Origin of the sequence: Streptacidiphilus jiangxiensis (assembly GCF_900109465.1) — a bacterium.
In the GTDB taxonomy this organism is placed as follows: Bacteria; Actinomycetota; Actinomycetes; order Streptomycetales; family Streptomycetaceae; genus Streptacidiphilus; species Streptacidiphilus jiangxiensis.
The window spans coordinates 57,244-72,224 of sequence record NZ_FOAZ01000007.1 but is presented as its reverse complement, the minus strand read 5'-3'; the positions used below and the strand labels follow the sequence as shown (position 1 = coordinate 72,224).

The 14,981-nt window shown below is 69.5% G+C and carries 21 protein-coding genes; 9 read left to right on the top strand and 12 right to left on the bottom strand.

What is annotated here, in order from left to right:
* Positions 1–28: 28 nt before the first annotated feature.
* The 9 genes from BMY61_RS15265 to BMY61_RS15225 all read right to left on the bottom strand — a co-directional run bounded on the left by BMY61_RS15265 (position 29) and on the right by BMY61_RS15225 (position 6,044).
* Complete coding sequence (locus BMY61_RS15265) at positions 29–1,846, bottom strand: complex I subunit 5 family protein (RefSeq protein ID WP_042444873.1); 1,818 nt, start codon at positions 1,844–1,846, stop codon at positions 29–31.
* 6 nt (positions 1,847–1,852) lie between these two features.
* Positions 1,853–2,200, bottom strand: a complete 348-nt coding sequence (locus tag BMY61_RS15260; RefSeq protein WP_042444874.1) for a sodium:proton antiporter — start codon at positions 2,198–2,200, stop codon at positions 1,853–1,855.
* Positions 2,201–2,971 carry an MnhB domain-containing protein gene (locus BMY61_RS15255; protein WP_236655929.1) on the bottom strand — a complete coding sequence of 257 codons (771 nt, stop codon included), beginning with the start codon at positions 2,969–2,971 and terminating at the stop codon, positions 2,201–2,203.
* Positions 2,968–3,255, bottom strand: coding sequence for a Na(+)/H(+) antiporter subunit B (locus BMY61_RS15250; RefSeq protein WP_042444875.1), 288 nt, complete (start codon positions 3,253–3,255; stop codon positions 2,968–2,970). Before BMY61_RS15250 ends, BMY61_RS15255 begins: the two co-directional genes overlap by 4 nt.
* Entirely contained in the window at positions 3,255–3,560 is a 306-nt protein-coding gene (locus tag BMY61_RS15245; RefSeq protein ID WP_052438512.1) for a cation:proton antiporter, read from the bottom strand. Before BMY61_RS15245 ends, BMY61_RS15250 begins: the two co-directional genes overlap by 1 nt.
* Positions 3,557–3,763 carry a monovalent cation/H+ antiporter complex subunit F gene (locus BMY61_RS46200; protein ID WP_052438513.1) on the bottom strand — a complete coding sequence of 69 codons (207 nt, stop codon included), beginning with the start codon at positions 3,761–3,763 and terminating at the stop codon, positions 3,557–3,559. Before BMY61_RS46200 ends, BMY61_RS15245 begins: the two co-directional genes overlap by 4 nt.
* An 80-nt stretch (positions 3,764–3,843) precedes the next feature.
* On the bottom strand, positions 3,844–4,296 hold the full coding sequence (locus BMY61_RS46195; RefSeq protein WP_042444876.1) for a hypothetical protein: 453 nt from the start codon (positions 4,294–4,296) through the stop codon (positions 3,844–3,846).
* Between the two features lie 339 nt (positions 4,297–4,635).
* Entirely contained in the window at positions 4,636–4,959 is a 324-nt protein-coding gene (locus tag BMY61_RS15230) for a hypothetical protein (RefSeq protein ID WP_042444877.1), read from the bottom strand.
* Between the two features lie 23 nt (positions 4,960–4,982).
* Entirely contained in the window at positions 4,983–6,044 is a 1,062-nt protein-coding gene (locus tag BMY61_RS15225) for an SDR family oxidoreductase (protein WP_042444878.1), read from the bottom strand.
* A 159-nt stretch (positions 6,045–6,203) separates the two neighbouring features.
* Between BMY61_RS15225 and BMY61_RS15220 the strand changes: the two genes are divergently transcribed.
* Complete coding sequence (locus BMY61_RS15220; RefSeq protein ID WP_042444879.1) at positions 6,204–6,662, top strand: SRPBCC family protein; 459 nt, start codon at positions 6,204–6,206, stop codon at positions 6,660–6,662.
* 598 nt (positions 6,663–7,260) lie between these two features.
* On the opposite strand, the gene BMY61_RS15215 is transcribed toward BMY61_RS15220, so the two are convergent.
* Positions 7,261–8,349, bottom strand: a complete 1,089-nt coding sequence (locus tag BMY61_RS15215) for an SRPBCC family protein (protein WP_042444880.1) — start codon at positions 8,347–8,349, stop codon at positions 7,261–7,263.
* Positions 8,350–8,352: 3 nt separating this feature from the next.
* Positions 8,353–9,201, bottom strand: a complete 849-nt coding sequence (locus BMY61_RS46190) for a hypothetical protein (protein ID WP_042444881.1) — start codon at positions 9,199–9,201, stop codon at positions 8,353–8,355.
* A gap of 484 nt (positions 9,202–9,685) precedes the next feature.
* On the opposite strand from BMY61_RS46190, the gene BMY61_RS15205 reads away from it, so the two are divergent.
* The 8 genes from BMY61_RS15205 (at position 9,686) to BMY61_RS15170 (ending at position 13,389) form a co-directional block, all read left to right on the top strand.
* Positions 9,686–10,051, top strand: coding sequence for a gas vesicle protein GvpO (locus tag BMY61_RS15205; protein ID WP_042444882.1), 366 nt, complete (start codon positions 9,686–9,688; stop codon positions 10,049–10,051).
* Between the two features lie 67 nt (positions 10,052–10,118).
* The gene (locus tag BMY61_RS15200; RefSeq protein WP_042444883.1) at positions 10,119–10,550 is read left to right on the top strand and encodes a gas vesicle structural protein GvpA; all 432 of its coding nucleotides are present in this window, start codon (positions 10,119–10,121) and stop codon (positions 10,548–10,550) included.
* 1 nt (position 10,551) lies between these two features.
* The gene (locus BMY61_RS15195) at positions 10,552–11,265 is read left to right on the top strand and encodes a GvpL/GvpF family gas vesicle protein (protein ID WP_042444884.1); all 714 of its coding nucleotides are present in this window, start codon (positions 10,552–10,554) and stop codon (positions 11,263–11,265) included.
* A 16-nt stretch (positions 11,266–11,281) separates the two neighbouring features.
* Entirely contained in the window at positions 11,282–11,530 is a 249-nt protein-coding gene (locus tag BMY61_RS15190; RefSeq protein ID WP_042444885.1) for a gas vesicle protein GvpG, read from the top strand.
* Positions 11,527–11,964 (top strand): gas vesicle protein, encoded by a 438-nt coding sequence (locus tag BMY61_RS15185; RefSeq protein ID WP_042444886.1) that lies wholly within the window; start codon positions 11,527–11,529, stop codon positions 11,962–11,964. The genes BMY61_RS15190 and BMY61_RS15185 overlap by 4 nt, the downstream gene beginning before the upstream one ends.
* The gene (locus tag BMY61_RS15180; protein WP_042444887.1) at positions 11,961–12,755 is read left to right on the top strand and encodes a GvpL/GvpF family gas vesicle protein; all 795 of its coding nucleotides are present in this window, start codon (positions 11,961–11,963) and stop codon (positions 12,753–12,755) included. Before BMY61_RS15185 ends, BMY61_RS15180 begins: the two co-directional genes overlap by 4 nt.
* Positions 12,752–12,988 (top strand): gas vesicle protein, encoded by a 237-nt coding sequence (locus tag BMY61_RS15175; protein WP_143094351.1) that lies wholly within the window; start codon positions 12,752–12,754, stop codon positions 12,986–12,988. Before BMY61_RS15180 ends, BMY61_RS15175 begins: the two co-directional genes overlap by 4 nt.
* Positions 12,985–13,389: a gas vesicle protein K gene (locus BMY61_RS15170; RefSeq protein WP_042444888.1), complete on the top strand. Its 405-nt coding sequence runs from the start codon at positions 12,985–12,987 to the stop codon at positions 13,387–13,389. The genes BMY61_RS15175 and BMY61_RS15170 overlap by 4 nt, the downstream gene beginning before the upstream one ends.
* 606 nt (positions 13,390–13,995) lie before the next feature.
* Here the strand turns inward: BMY61_RS15170 and BMY61_RS15165 are convergent.
* Positions 13,996–14,856, bottom strand: a complete 861-nt coding sequence (locus tag BMY61_RS15165; protein WP_052438514.1) for a SigB/SigF/SigG family RNA polymerase sigma factor — start codon at positions 14,854–14,856, stop codon at positions 13,996–13,998.
* Positions 14,857–14,981 lie beyond the last annotated feature (125 nt).

Genomic DNA, 14,981 nt, shown 5'->3' with positions numbered 1-14,981 from the left:
CCGCGTGGCCCGCGGAAGGCGGTGGCGTTCACAGTTGCGCGGCCAGTGCGGCGCACAAGGCTGCGACGCCGACGGCGAGCCAGGCCAGGTAGTCGCCCAGGTGCCCCGAGTGCAGGCGGCGCAACGTGTGGACGGCGCGGGCGGCCGGGTGGGAGCGGCTCAGTCGCGGGACGCGCGCGTGGACCGCGGCCGCCGCCAGGGCGACGGCCAGCCCAGTGGACAGCAGGCCCAGCAGAACACCGGGCACCGTCCATGCCGTGGCGGGCGCGGGCACAGCCAGAGGGCCGGTGGCCCCGGTGGTCACCGCCTGGGCGTAGTGGGCGGGGTCGGTGAATGCTGCGGCGCCGTGCGCGAGGGCGACGGCGACGCCCGGCAGACAGCCGGCGACGGCGGCGAGAACCAGGAGAAGCGCCGGGACGAGGGTCAACGTCGCAGGCAGGGTCCGCTCGGGGGACCGGATCTCGGGCTCCTCGCCCTCACCCGTGGTCTCCTCCGCGTCCGGCGCGTCGGCGGGCACGGGGCCGGCGCCCCAGAAGATCCGCAAGCCCGCGCGGAGAACGGCTGCCCCCGTGACAGCGGAGGCCACGACGAACACGACAGGCAGCCACGGCTGCCACCGTGAGGCGGCGTCCTCGCTGAGGGCCTTGCCCAGCCCGGTGCCGAACGGCGGCAGGCCGACCAGGGCCAGCGCGCTGACGACGAACAGCACGCCCACGAAGCGCAACTCTCGGGCCCTGCCGTGCAGTCCGTGCTCGTCGACAGAGCCGTAGCGGTCCAGCAACACACCGGTCAACGCGAAGAGCGCGGCTTTGACGCAGCCGTGCGCGGCAACGTAGACGGCGACCCCGGCGACCCCGGCCGGGGTGAGCAACGCGACGGCGGTTAGGAAAAGGCCGATATGGCTGACGGTGGAGAAGGCGAGCAGGCGTTTGAGGTGCCGTTGCTGCCAGCACATGAGCGCTCCGACCAGGGCGGTGAGCACGCCGAGCGTCGCGAACGTGGTCCGGAACGCTGTATGCGGGATGCCACCCGGCCCTGCGAACACGGTCCAGTAGACGCGGGCGACGCCGTAGACGCCGAGTTCGACCATGACGCCCGACATCAGCATGCAGACCGGAGTCGGCGCGACCGCGTGGGCGTCGGGCAGCCAGAAGTGGAACGGCACGACGGCCGCCTTGACGAGCAGCGCGGTGCAGATCAGCACGAACGCGACAACGGTGAGTACGTCTGTGTGATGGGCGGCCAGGTACTGGCCGAGGCGGGCAAGGTTCAGCTCGCCCGTGCGCGCGTACAGCAGGCCGATGCCGAGCAGGGAGCAGTAGGCGGAGAAGGAGGTGACGATGCCGAAGGTCAACGCTCCCTGGAGCGGCCGGGGGTCCTCGATGTGGTACCCGGTGAGCGCGTAGGCGGCGGCGCCCATGAGTTCGAAGAACACGAAGGCGTTGAACAGGTCGCCGGTGAGGGCGAACCCGGCCATGCCGGCCTGGAAGAGCAGGATCAGCGCGGGGAAGACGCCGGCGTGTTCGCCGCGTGGTTCGTCGAAGTATCGCCAGGAGTACACGATCACGGCGAGGACCAGCACTCCGACCAGCAGCGCCAGCCCGGCCCCGATCCGGTCGGCGGCCAGCACGATACCCACGCTGGCGGGCCAACCGCCGAGGGCGGAGACGCCGGTATCGCCGCTGCGGGTCCACACCAGGGCCAGGCAGACCAGTTCGGCAGTGGCGGCGGTCGTCGCGAGGATGTCGCAGCCGGTCCGTGGCAGCCAGCGGCCCACGACGGCCAACAGCGTGGCGCCGAGCAGCGGGATCGCGACGGCCAGTGGCAGCAGATGAGCTACGGTCACGGTCCGTCAACCCTTCAGGCCGGTCAGGGCCTGTGGGTCGACGGTGTGGTGGCGCTTGCGCAGTTGGATGGTCAGGGCCAGCAGCAACGCGGTGACGGTGGCACCGACGACGACATCGGTCAGAGCCAGGGCCTGGACGACAGGGTCGACCACGGGTCGGGTGCCGGGGGTGAGGTCCGAAAAGACGGGCGCGGTGCCGTTGCTGCGGTAGCCGACCGCCAGCAGGAGGAGGTAGGTGGAGGACTGGGCGACAGCGAGGCAACCGATGGCGTGGATGAGGTTGCGGCTGGTGACCAGCCCGTAGAGCGCGATGAGCAGGACCCATCCGGCGGCAAGGTAGGGCCAGATGCCCATTCAGGTGCCTCCCTTGGTATCGGCAGTGGGTGACTGCGGTGCGTCGGGGTCACCGAGTTCGACGGCCTGGTCGAGGAAGTGGGCCAGCAGCGCGATCAGGCCGGAGGCGACCTCGACACCGACCGCGGCGTTGAGGACTGGGACGGTGCCACCCGAGGTGATCTGGTTGAAGGTGCCCAGCGGCAGCACGTTCTTCAGGAACGCACCGCCCGCGATCAGCCCGGCCACGCCGACGATGCTGTAGGAAGCCGCGGCGAGCGAGTCCGCGACGTCCAGAACGGCCAGCGGCCGCAGGCGCTTGAGGACTCGATAGTCGGCCGCGACATAGGCCAGGTGCAGGGCGGTCGCCAGAACGACGCCGCCCTGGAAGCCGCCACCGGGGCTGAGCTGGCCGTGCGCGACGATGTAGACGCCCACGATCAGGGTGACCGGCAGGAGCAGCGCCCCGAAAAGGCGGGTGGTCGCCATGACGTCCTCCGCCTGCGCGCGGACGTGTCGTTCGTCGCGGGCCCGGCGCAGCAGAAGCGTCGCGCCGAGCACGGTGCCGAACAGGATCGACTCCTCACCCAGAGTGTCGAACGCACGGGTGTCGAAATTGACCGAAGAGATGACGTTCGCGGTCCGGTGGTCCAGCGCCGCGGCCACCGCGCGGTCTCCATAGGGGTGGCTGGCCGACCCGAAGGCCGGAAGCCGGACGTACGCGACAGCAAAGAAGACCGCGATCACCGCGGCAGCGACCAGGAACATGAGCAGCCGGGCGCGCGCCGTCACGCCTCCCCCCGGTCCGAGCCCTCGTCCCGTCCGCTGGTCGCTCCGCTGGCACGGCGGGTGACCTTGCGGACGCTGAGGAGGATCAGGAGCGGGGTGAGCGCGGTGCCGACGGCCAGTTGGGACAACGCCACGTCGGGGGCCTGCAGCACGGCGAAGAGCACCGCAAGGCCAAGCCCGAGCGCGGACAGGACCACCGCCTGCCGGGCCGGATCGCGTGTGAGGACCGCGAGGGTGGCGGCCAGGACAACGAAGACGACGGCCACTCCGATCAGCCACTGATCCACTACGTCCCCTCCTCCTTGTCGACACCTTCGGCCTGGCGGGAGGCACGCGCAATGGCGATCGTGGTGACCGTGCCTCCGACGGCGAAGAGCAGCCCGATGAACAGCGTCTTGGCCGCGGACCGGCCCGCCCCTTGGTCGATGGCGATCGCCGCGGCAATCAACGGGACACCGGCCACCGACGCCGGGGCCAGGGCGTGCAGCCGCATCAGCGTCCCGCGCAGCCGCACCACTGCCACCGCGGAGAGCAACACGGACGCCACGCCCGCCCACAAGAGCACCAGGACAACATCGTGACGCACCGTCACTGTCGCTCACCTTCGCGGACCGGGGAGACGTCGCGGCGGGCACCGGCCACGAAGCGGGTGAAGACCAGCGTGCCCGCCGGAGCGAGGACGCCCAGCATCAACGCGAGGTCCTGGTAAGAGGGCCGGTCGTAGGCCTGCGGCAGCAGCAGGAACACCGCGCCGATCACCGTCGACAGCAGCGACGCCCCGGCAAGACGGCGCACCGTTGCTCCACGCGCTACCACCCACAGGCACGCGGGACCTGCTACGACCAGTAGGACCAGGGCGGCCACCGCCCAGGAATTCACGGTGCTCCTCCCCCGCCTCTGGCGATCAGCCTTTCGACCGGGCCCTCTCCTGGGCGCAGAGCGTGCACGACCACCTCGTCCGGGCTCGGCACGTCGATCACGCAGGTGTCCGGCGAGGCACCGACCAGCGCACCGGCCCAGCCCGCGTCCGCACCCGGCCGCAACCTGATGCGGCGCACCGTCGCATCCGTCGGATGCGCCAGCGCGGCAACGAGCACGACCAGACCGCGCAGGACCGCCCGCGGCAGCGCGAGCACCGCCCGGGCCGCACGGCGGACACCCGTGAGGCGGACGCCGGCGACTCGGCGCATCCGTACCGCCGCGAAGGCCCCTCCCACGGCAGCCACACCAGCCACCAGCAGCTCGACTGGCGAGACGGAACTGATGAACACCACCGTCAGCCCGGCCAGCACCGCCCACCACACCACGAACTCAACGACCGCACGCAACCCGATCCTCCCAACCCCACCACACTCGACCCTTGCGTTACCGTGCCCTGGTCGACAGGCCGCGCCGTCGTCGAGGGTTCAGTCGGGTGGCTCCTGCGGGCGCGGCTCGCCGGGCTCGGGCGGCTCAGGGGCCGGGCCGGGCTCGGGTCCGGGAGCGGGCTCACCCGGGCGGCCCGGAGGCTCCGGTGGCGGAACCGGCCTGCCAGGCGGCTCCGGCGGATCCGGTGTCACCGGCGGCTTCACCGGATTCGGCGGGTCGGGCGGTGACGGGGGATCAGGCGGCGGCACGGGGGTGATGTCCGGGTCGGGCGGTACAGGGACGGTGCCCATCGCTGGCTCCTATCGGCTCAGGGCCTCTTCGAGCTGCTTCTTGGTCATCTTCGAGCGGCCGTGGATGTTGCGCTGCCGGGCCTCGTTGTACAGCTGCTCCTTGGTTCGCCCCTGGGCGCCACTGTGGGAGCGCAGTCCGCCGCGCCGCGAGGAGGAGATGTCCTTGATCGAGGTGCGGCTTGCGGTCTTCGACTCCCCGTGCCGGGCGCGTTCCTTGTTGACGGTGCGGGCCGCGATCTCCTCGGCGCGCTTCTCACTTGCGCCGCGGTCCAGCTGGCTGTCCTTGATGTGCTCGTACTGCCGTTCCCGCTTGGGGGATGATCCGCGAGGCATGCTCACTCCCTGTCCGTATCGGTTCACTGCGGGACTCGTCGTGTACCCCCACTCAGCAATGTGGACCCGCCGGAGGAGCCCGCCACACGGGCCATCACCCGTTCAGCCCCCTGGCGCGCCCGCGTCGCGAGGGTGCCTAGGGCGTGCGCAGCCTCCTGCTGGGCGCTGAAGCCGTGAGCCCGGTCGTCGAAGCGGCCGTGGGACCCGAAGTCCCACCCTCCGTCCACCGGTTCGAACAGGTTGCCCGCCTCCCGTCCCGGCTGCGGATGTCCGTCCTGCTGGGAGGCGAAGCCGGTGCGAGCGAGATAGCGGTCGAGCAGGCCCGGGGCGATGGCATTGGCCACCAGCGTCGCCACCGTGCTGGCACCGACCCAGTACTCGCGCCGCCCCGGATGGTCGGCGGCGTACAGCACGGCACGGGCGGCGACCTCGGGCTGGTAGATCGGCGGCACCGGCTGGGCGCCTTCGGGCAGGCGGGAGCGGACCCAGTCGAATTGCGGGGTGTTCACGGCCGGCATCTGCACCATGGTGGTCCGCACATTGGTGCCGCTGGCGAGGAGCTCGCAGCGCAGCGCCTCGTTGAAGCCCTGAATGGCGTGCTTGGCACCGCTGTAGGCGCTCTGCAGAGGGATGCCACGATAGGCGATCGCGGAGCCGACCTGCACCACTACGCCGCGGTCGCGCGGCAGCATCCGCTTCAGCGCTGCTTGGGTGGCGTACACGTAGCCCAGATAGGTGACCTCGGTGACCCGCCGGAACTCGTCCGCGGTGATCTCGGTGAATGGCGCGAAGACGGACGCGAACGCGTCGTTGACCCACACGTCGATCGGGCCCAGCTCAGCCTCGGCGCGCGCCGCGGCGGCTTCCACCGCGTCGGGGTCGGTGACGTCCGCCTCGATGGCGATCACCTTGGATGCACCGGCCGTCTCCGCCTCCCGCACGGCAGCGTCCAGACCGGCGCGGCCTCGAGCCACCAACGCCAGCCGGTCGCCCCGCAAGCCGAACGCGCTCGCACAGGCCCGCCCGATCCCTCCACTGGCCCCCGTGACGACTACGGTGCGAGGCACGATATCCACAGATTCCATGAGGGGCGGCTTTCCCGGATCCACCGCAGCAAACGCACCGCTCCCCCGGGGCACGGCAGGGCGTGGCATGCGGGGGTCACCGCTTCGGAATGTTAGGGCCAGGCCATCGGGGGCACACGCGCCAGCGTCAGCGCAAAGTCGAGCGAAGCGAGGCGCGGCATGAGCATGGTGCAGGAATCGGTTGAGGTGGAGGTGCCGCTGCACACCGCCTACAACCAGTGGACGCAGTTCGAGGACTTCCCCCGGTTCATGGAGGGTGTGGAGGAGGTCACCCAGATCGACGCCCGGCACAACCACTGGAAGACCCGCGTCGGCGGGGCGACCCGCGAGTTCGACACCGAGATCGTGGACCAGATGCCCGATCAGAAGATCGCCTGGCGCACCATCGGCGGGGATGTCCAGCAGATGGGGGTCGTCACGTTCGAGCCTCTGGACGCCGGGCGTACCGCCGTCCGTTTGGCCATCGACTTCGAGCCGGAAGGCGTGGCGCAGAAGGCGGCGGACGTGATGGGGATGGTCGACCGCAGGGTCAAGGGCGACCTCCGGCGCTTCAAGTCCTTCATCGAGGACCGCGGCCTGGAGAGCGGAGCGTGGCGGGGCCGGATCACGCCATCCTGAACCCGACGCTCGAGGATGTGAGGGTGCCAGCCGCGCGGCTGGCACCCTCACCGTGCCGTCACACACCGGCGGGGGCGGCCGCCTCGAGCAGCAGCGCGAGGACGGAGGCCTGCGGCAGGTTGCCGCGAAACTGGCCTTGGGCGACGTCGAACTCTTCGGCGAGTGGCGGCAGTCGGACGCGGTCTCGGCGACGATCTGGTCCCCCAGCGTCTCCCAGTCGGCGGGGCGGCCGCGGTCCGGGCGGGGAGCGGCGGCGGCGAGTGCCCAGCATCGAACGTGCAGCGGGCCATGGTTGGGTCGACGCGGTCACGCCGAACATCGCGCCCCTGGCCAACCGGAAAGGCCCATGGTGGGATCAAGGTGACTTGGAGCAGCGCCGCGAACGCCATCGCCCACTGCATGACCTCACCTCGCACCCACGCCGCCACGCCTCACGGACCACCGGCCATATCGCTCAGCGGCAGTCCGTATCGGCGGCGGCGAGTCGGAGCTGGTGCGCGGTGCAGATTCGCAGAAAGCCTGCCCAGGGCATCGCGGGGAGTTCGGTTGAGACCGTCCACGCTGCGCGCGAGCGACGCTTGCCTGGGTGCTTTCGTCGTTAGCGCCTGCGATGGCTGGTCGCGCGTGATTCGGTGGGGTCGGTCTCGTCCTCCTCGGCTTCCCACTCGTCCTCGTCCTCGAATTCCTCGTCCTCGGGCTCCTGCTCGTCAGACTCGTCGCCCTCGCGCTCCTCGTCGTAGTCGTCCTCGGGCTGCTCGCCCTCACCCTCCTCCTCGTCGTCGAACTCCTCGTCGTCGAATTCCCCGTCCTCGGGCTCGTCGCCCTCATCCTCGAACTCGGCGTCGAAGTCGTCTTCCTGCTCCTCTTCGGCGGATTCCTCCTCCATGACCTCGTCGTGGGTCCGCACGACCTCTCCGTCGCGGATCTCACCGCGCCAGCCTTCGACCTCGTCGTTGCTGAGGGAGACGTGGCGTTGGAAGTGCTTGAGGTCCAGGCGCATACGCCGGCCCTGGGCCCGCCATATGTTCCCGGTCTTCTCGAAGAAGCCCGCAGGGTAGTACTCGACGACGAGCACGATGCGGGTCAATGTGGGCGTGAGCTCGTGGAAGCTTATGGCTCCCCGAGTGCTGCCCTTGGCACCCTCGGACGTCCAGACGATGCGGTCGTCCGGTATCTGCTCCTGGACGGTGGCTTTGAAGCTGCGCTTGGAGGGCCCGACTTTGACCTTCCAGTCGGTGGTGACCTCGTCGCCTTGGGAAACGCTCTGGACACCCTTGGTGAATCCGCTGAAGTCCTCGTAGGTGGTCCAGTGGTCGTAGGCAGTGCGCAACGGAACGCCGACATCGATGGTCTCGATGATGTTCATCGGCTTCTTCCCGGACTTCCGTCCGGGCTTGCCCCCGCCGAAGGCTCCCTTGACCTTGTCGACGACGTTGTCCTTGATGCTCTTGGCCTTCTCCCCCAGGAAGGCCCTGGCCGGCGAGTCGCCCTGCAGAACGCGGGCGCCGACCTTGGGCAGCACGCCCCCGTTCTCGACGACGTCGCCGAGCTGGCCTGTGAGGTCGGAGACCTTGTCACCGGCCTTGTCGACCAGGTGTTCCAGCTGGGCTCCGAGATAGTGAACGGCTTCCTCGCGCAGCTGGTCGAAGCCCGTGGTATCGGGCGACTTGCGGTCTGTGGCGGCCATGGCCTACCTCCTGCGGGTGGAGGGTTTGGCTGCTGCGGTCTTCTTGGCCGCGGTCTTCTTGGCGGCGGTCTGCTTCGCCGGCGCCTTGGCCGCCCGCGCCGTGGAGCGCTTGGCGGGCGCGGCGCTCTTCGCCGGAGCCTTCTTGGCCGTTGCGGCCGACTTCTTGGCCGGAGCCTTCTTCGCGGGCGGACGGTCGGTTGAGGGCTTGGCCTGCGCTCGGGGGGCCGGCGTCCGGCTGCGCTTGGGGGTGCGGTCGCTGCTCGTGGTGCTGCGGCGTCGCGGCGCCGGTGCCTTGCGTGCCTGCGCCGGCTCGACGTCCTCTTCTTCCTCTTCCCCTTGGTCCTCGGCTGGCCGCGAGGCACGCCGCCTGCTCCGGCCGTCACTGGTGGTGGTGCGGCGCCGCGACCTGCGGGGTTCCTGCGGCTCTTGCTCGTCCTCGCCGTCCGCCTCCGCTGCCTCCTCGTCCTCCGGCTCCTCGTCCTCCTCGGAGGGTTCCTCGTCTTCCCACTCCTCCTCTTCGTCTTCGTCCTCGTCCTTGGGCTTGCCGACGTTCAGCGTGCGCTCCCTCAGCGAGTCCGCGAGGTCCGCGACGCGCCGGTTGGCGGCGGCGACCAGCGCCTTCTTGCCTGCGTCCAGCAGCTCTCCCTTGACCTGCTCGTTGAGCTCGGCCACCTGGGGAACCTCGCCGAGCTTGCGCAGTCCTTCTGTGGCAAGCTGCCGCGGGTCGAGCCCGAACCTTCGTCCGGCGATGTACGTGGCGGCGGCGAAGGCAAGCCGCCCTTTCTTCACGCGGCCGAGTACGTAGCCGCCGGCGACGGCAGCCGCCAGGGCGATTTTCGTCGTGTCGTTCATGGATATTTCTCTCTTTCGTCGTGCCCTTCTCGATCGGTACAGCACAAGCGGGCACGCGCGGCGGGGCCAGACAGTGCCCTCGGTCACCGGTGGGCAAACGAGCCCGGCTCACCGGTGCTTCGGCCACGGAGCGGTGGCCGAGGAAAGGCACCTGTGCCACGGCCCGTCAATTCGGGTGACACGGATGTCCTCGTGTTCTTGTCGCGCTCAACGGCGCCTGCCCGGAGCGAACCTGATTGCGGCCGGTAGGCCCAAGAAGCGGCTGTTCCCAGTCGGGCAGCCGTCCGGGTGGACGCGTGCTGGGGTGCCGCGCTCCTACCCAAGAAGCCGCGGCCGAACCCGGCGATATTTCCTCACCCCTTCCTCAGGGACAACCGCACCAAGCCGGACAGGATCAGGTGCGTGAAAGTCCGGGGCAGGGGAAGAGGCGCAGACAGGGGTGGGAGAGCAAGGGCAATCGAGTCTCCTACTGCGGAGAAGTGACATGGCCGCTGAGAAGGAGGACGGCGCGAGGCGCCGTACATCTGCCCGTGACGACGTGCCCGAGCGACGCCCGGCTCCTCGCCACCGTCCTGTGGCGCGCCCTCGGCGGGTCTCGGCAGCTTGCGCCATGCGCTCCGCGGCCGAGCAGCTCGCCGAGCTTCTCGGCCGCACGCCGGACTCGGTGTCGGCGTTGAAGCCCACCGATGAGGGTTGGCAGGCCGAGGTGGAGGTGGTGGAACTAGAACGCATCCCGGACACGACCAGTGTGATGGCGAGTTACCGCGTCACCCTCGACGAGGAGGGCGAACTCCTCGCCTACCAGCGGATACGCCGCTACACCAGAGGACAGGTCGACCGCCCCATGTAAGCGCATCCGGCTGTGGTCGACAGCACCATCCGCCCGGCTCAGGGCTGGGCGGCGAAAGGAGGCACCCGTGACCGTGGTGCCGCAAAGCCAGGCCAGTGTGTCCCGCGGCGGAAGCACCGGCAGTCTCTACGACATTCTCGAACTGATTCTTGACCGCGGCCTGGTGATCGACGTCTTCATCCGGGTCTCCCTGGTCGGCATCGAGATCCTCAAGATCGACATCCGGATCGTCGTCGCCAGCGTCGACACCTACCTGCGGTTCGCCGAAGCCTGCAACCGTCTCGACCTCGAGGCCGGGCGCAAGGCCCCGACACAGCTCACCGACATCGTCGGGGAGGTCACCGAGGGAGGAGCCCGCGGGAAGAGCAAGGGCGCCCTGTCCGGCGCGATGGAGGCCGTGTCCGACACCCTCCACGGCGGACGCGACCGCGACGACGAGGAGAAGGAGCCCGCGCCCAAGCGGCCGGCCCGCAGGCCCACCAGGCGCAGGGAGGAATGACGTGGCCGTCTACGTGTACTCCATCACCGCAGCAGCCCACCCCCGGCACTTGGAAGGTCTGACCGGGGTCGGCGAGCCGCCGTCGGTCCTTCGGAGCGTGCGTGCCGGGCCGCTGTGCGCGGTCGTCAGCGACGCTCCAGCCGACCTGCGGCCCAAACGCCGCGACCTCACCGCGCACCAGAACGTGCAGCAACGGCTCATGGCCGATGGCACCGTACTACCACTGCGCTTCGGCCTCACCGCCCCGGACGACGAGGCGGTCCAAGCCGCACTCGACAAACGCCGTGAGGAGTACACCCTCAAGCTCACCGCGCTTGAGGACTGTGCCGAGTACCACCTCAAGGCCGCGACCGACCAGGACGCCCTGCTGCGGCAGATTCTGTGGGAGACGCCCGAGGCTCGACGGCTCAACGACGAAATCACCGGCGGCAACACCAACCCCGACCTTCCGCTCGCCCTCGGCGAATTGGTGGCCCAGGAGGTGCAGGCGCGCCAGGGCGCTCTGGCCGCAGGAATCGCCGAGGCGCTGCGACCCCACGCGCGCCAGCAGCTGAGCTCCGCGCCGACCGGGGAGGACTTCCTCAACGTCTCCTTCCTGGTGGACCAGAAGCACGAGCAACAGTTCCTGGCGGCCGAGAAGGGCCTCGCGAGCGAACTCGGCGACCACGTCGACGTCCGGCTGTACGGTCCCCTGCCCGCCTACAGCTTCGTGTGATGCGGAAGGAACCGCCGTGGGCCTCTTCTCTCAGATACTCACTCTCCCGCTGGCCCCCGTCCGGGGCACCATCTGGGTGCTGGAACGCGTCGTGGAGACAGCCGAGAACGAGTACTACGACCCGGGACCCATCGAGAGCGAGCTCGCGGACCTGGAGCGGGCACTCCTGGCCGGCGAGATCGATGAGGAGACGTTCGACCGCTGCGAGGACGAGCTCCTGGACCGTCTGGACGAGATCAGAGCCTGGAGGGGGCGACAACCGTGACCGATCCACTCGCTAACCGGTTCGACTCCTTCCCCTCCAGATCTGCTCCGCCGGGCGGGCAGTCGTCGGCCAGCCTCGCCGACATCCTGGAACGCGTTCTGGACAAGGGCATCGTCATCGCCGGGGACATCCAGATCAACCTCCTCGACATCGAGCTGCTCACCATCAAACTTCGGCTGCTGATCGCGTCCGTGGACAAGGCCAAGGAGATGGGCATCGACTGGTGGGAACACGACCCCTCGCTGTCCTCCCACGCGGAGCACCGCCAACCGCTGGAGGAGGAGAACCGACGACTGCGCGAACAGATCGAGATGCTGCAAGCCCAGACCGCACTCCCACCTGCCGCGGACGTCGACGCAGACCCCACGCCCCGCCGAGCCGCAGCCAAGCGAGCGCAGCCCCGGACCCGCCCGACCACCCGAGGCGAGCCATGACCAGCCCGTACCTGGCCTACACCTACGCCGTCGCACGGCCCACCGACACACTGCACCGCGTCGCCACGACCCTGTCCGGGGTGGCTGGCGCGCGGGCCCATCTCGTCGAGCCCACCAACGCCGGTGATGTCGTGGCCGTGGTGAGCCCCGTTCCTGCCGCTGACTTCGACGAGGCTGCGCTGCGACACCATCTGGAGGAGCTCACCTGGCTGGAGGAGATCGCCCGGGCCCACCACCACGTGATCGAGGGGATCGCCGCGCACACCACTGTCCTGCCGCTGCGGCTGGCGACGGTCTACCTTGACGACGACCGGGTCCGCGCCGTTCTCGACGCACGGCACGATGCCTTCCGCGAGCGTCTGTCCCAACTGGCCGGCCGGCTTGAATGGGGCGTCAAGCTCTACGTCGACACCCCGGCCGCGCCACCCACTGCCCCGCCGCAGGACCTCGGCCCCGGGCGCGCCTACCTGCACCACCGTCGCGCCGAACAGGACCTGCGGCAGGCCGGCTATCGCGCAGCTCACACGGCCGCCGAGCGGATCGACGCGGCCGCCCGTCTCCACGCGATCGACCGCGTCCGCCACCGCGTCCAGCAGGGCGAACTTGCTCCGGGGCCCGGCACCAACGTCACCAACGACGCCTACCTCGTGGAGACGGAACGCGCGGATGCTTTCTACACCGCCGTGGTCCGATCGACCGACGGCCTCCCCGGTGTCAGGGTCGAGATCACCGGCCCCTGGGCGCCCTACTCCTTCGCCACCCCCCACCAAGGCGAGGAGTACGCAACGTGACGGTGTTCGACGGGGCCAACCCTGGCGCCCCTCTGCCACAGCGGCAGGTCGCACTGATCGATCTGCTCGACCGCCTCCTGGGCAGCGGCGTCGTCCTCACCGGCGACATCGTGCTGTCGATCGCCGACATCGACCTCGTCCGCATCTCGCTGCGAGCGCTGATCATGTCCATCAGCGAGCAGCACCCCGCACCGTGGACTTCAGGCTCACGGCAACCACGCACACTCCCATGACCAGCACCCCCCCGCCTCCAGGCCGCTTCGACGAAGTCGCGGAAGCAGCCAGCCGCGCCTTCAGACTGCTACCGCCCTCATCTGACGATGCCTCTCACCGCTCGCTGTGCGGCCCCGATTCTCGGCCGCGCAGGCTTGCCACCGGCCCGGACACCGTCGAGCGCGATCTGATGAAACTCGTGCTGACCATCGTCGAGCTTCTCCGCCAACTCATGGAGCGCCAGGCTCTCCACCGCGTGGAGTGCGGGGACCTCACACAGGCGCAGGAGGAAGCCCTGGGAGACACGCTGTTGGCCCTGCATGACCGCATGACCGAGCTCTGCAACCGCTACGGCCTGACCCTGCAGGACCTCAACCTCGACCTCGGCCCGCTCGGCACCCTTCTCCCACCATCAAGCTGATGCCGACCGTCGCATCCACGCAGATGGACCGGACGAGCGCGGCGACACGGTCCATGCCGGACCGGTTGTGAGCGACACACCACAACTCGGCGACGTGCACAGCCATGCATCCACGCGGCGGCAGAACCACGGGCCATCGGATCCCGGAGCCTGAGCGCGTGCGGCGACTGGACCTGGGCGGTGACGAATCGAGTGCGGCCGCCAGCCGCACGTTCACCCATGCTGTGATCACCGCTTGGGATTTGGATCCTGAGCCGAAGCAACCAGATGACCTCGATCTGATGGCGAACGCCCTGTTGTCGGTATCCGAGCTGCTGACGAAGGCCCTGTCGGCACGGCGGCGGGGCCTGGCTGCTGGAACTGGTCTGGGCCCCGCCGAGTCTGCTGCACATCAAAGTCTTCGACACCCGTCCCCCAGCTCCCCGCGCCACGATTCACCGGGCCGCTGAAAAGCACAGGCGGGTACGGGATCCAAGTCCTCCGGGCCCTCTGTGAGCGTTGGGGCGTCACGTCACGCCGGGGTGTGCTCGGCAGGTCGGTCTCGGCGAAATGCCTGTCGCCATGCCGGCCGTAGTGCTTCCCGGCAGGGCGAGAAGGCGGCCCGTGTCATCGTTCGGCGAGGAGTACGGCGCGCAGTCGATCGAGGACCCGAGTCAGGATGCGGGAGACCTGCATCTGGGAAATACCCAGCTCAGCGCCTATCTGAGCCTGGGTGAGCTCCCCGGTGAAGCGCAGTGAGAGAACGGCCCGGTCGCGCTCGCAGAGGGCCGCGATGGCAGGTCGAAGGGCCTCACAGGCCTCGACCCGCTCCAGACCGTAGTCGGTGTAACCGAGTTGGCGACTGAGAGGGCTGTCGTTCCCCTCGGCGTCGATGGGGGGTTCCAGCGTTCCGGCGGTGTAGGCGTTGGTCGCGATCCTCGCTTCGGCGATGTCGTCCACGGTGGCCCCCAGATGGGCGGCCAGTTCCGGGTCGCTGGGCTCGTGCCCGAGCTGCTGCTGGAGAGTGTCGTGACTACGAGCCAGTTTCAGTCGCAGCTCCTGCAGGCGCCGCGGCACCTGCACCGCCCAACTGGTGTCCCTGAAGAACCGTTTGAGTTCGCCGTCGATGGTGGGCAGTGCGAACGTCGCGAACTCCACCCCGCGGCCCGGGTCGAAGCGGTTGATGGCCTTGATCAGGCCGACGATGCCGACCTGCATGAGATCGTCGGTCGGCTCGCTGCGATGGCGGAAGTGGGAGACGCAGGCGCGCACCAGGGCGAGGTTGAGCTCGACCAGGGTGTTTCGCACGTAGGAGTAGTCGGCGCTGCCCTCGGGGAGCGTCCACAGCCGTTGGAAGAGCACTCGGGACAGGTCGCGTGACTCGTCGACGGTGAGGCAGTTGGGGGTTGGCAGGCGCGGAATCTGCGCGGGGGCGGGCAGTCCGACGGGATTTCGCGGGCTGGTCACGGTCAGGATGGTGCGGGCCATGGTGTCCTCCGGGACGTGCCGCTCACCGGCTGGTTCGGGCGGCGTCCCCTCTGATGACGGATTTCGTGCGCGGGCTTCCTGATTTCCGGGTTTCGGCGCAGCGGTCCGCCTCGCGGCCGCCGGTT

Excerpts from the sequence above, each read along its gene's own strand:
- BMY61_RS15260 (WP_042444874.1), bottom strand. The coding sequence starts at position 2,200 with ATGGGCATCTGGCCCTACCTTGCCGCCGGATGGGTCCTGCTCATCGCG.
- BMY61_RS15230 (WP_042444877.1), bottom strand. The coding sequence starts at position 4,959 with ATGCCTCGCGGATCATCCCCCAAGCGGGAACGGCAGTACGAGCACATC.
- BMY61_RS15225 (WP_042444878.1), bottom strand. The coding sequence starts at position 6,044 with ATGGAATCTGTGGATATCGTGCCTCGCACCGTAGTCGTCACGGGGGCC.
- BMY61_RS15220 (WP_042444879.1), top strand. The coding sequence starts at position 6,204 with ATGAGCATGGTGCAGGAATCGGTTGAGGTGGAGGTGCCGCTGCACACC.
- BMY61_RS15215 (WP_042444880.1), bottom strand. The coding sequence starts at position 8,349 with ATGGCCGCCACAGACCGCAAGTCGCCCGATACCACGGGCTTCGACCAG.
- BMY61_RS46190 (WP_042444881.1), bottom strand. The coding sequence starts at position 9,201 with ATGAACGACACGACGAAAATCGCCCTGGCGGCTGCCGTCGCCGGCGGC.
- BMY61_RS15205 (WP_042444882.1), top strand. The coding sequence starts at position 9,686 with ATGGCCGCTGAGAAGGAGGACGGCGCGAGGCGCCGTACATCTGCCCGT.
- BMY61_RS15180 (WP_042444887.1), top strand. The coding sequence starts at position 11,961 with ATGACCAGCCCGTACCTGGCCTACACCTACGCCGTCGCACGGCCCACC.
- BMY61_RS15170 (WP_042444888.1), top strand. The coding sequence starts at position 12,985 with ATGACCAGCACCCCCCCGCCTCCAGGCCGCTTCGACGAAGTCGCGGAA.
- BMY61_RS15165 (WP_052438514.1), bottom strand. The coding sequence starts at position 14,856 with ATGGCCCGCACCATCCTGACCGTGACCAGCCCGCGAAATCCCGTCGGA.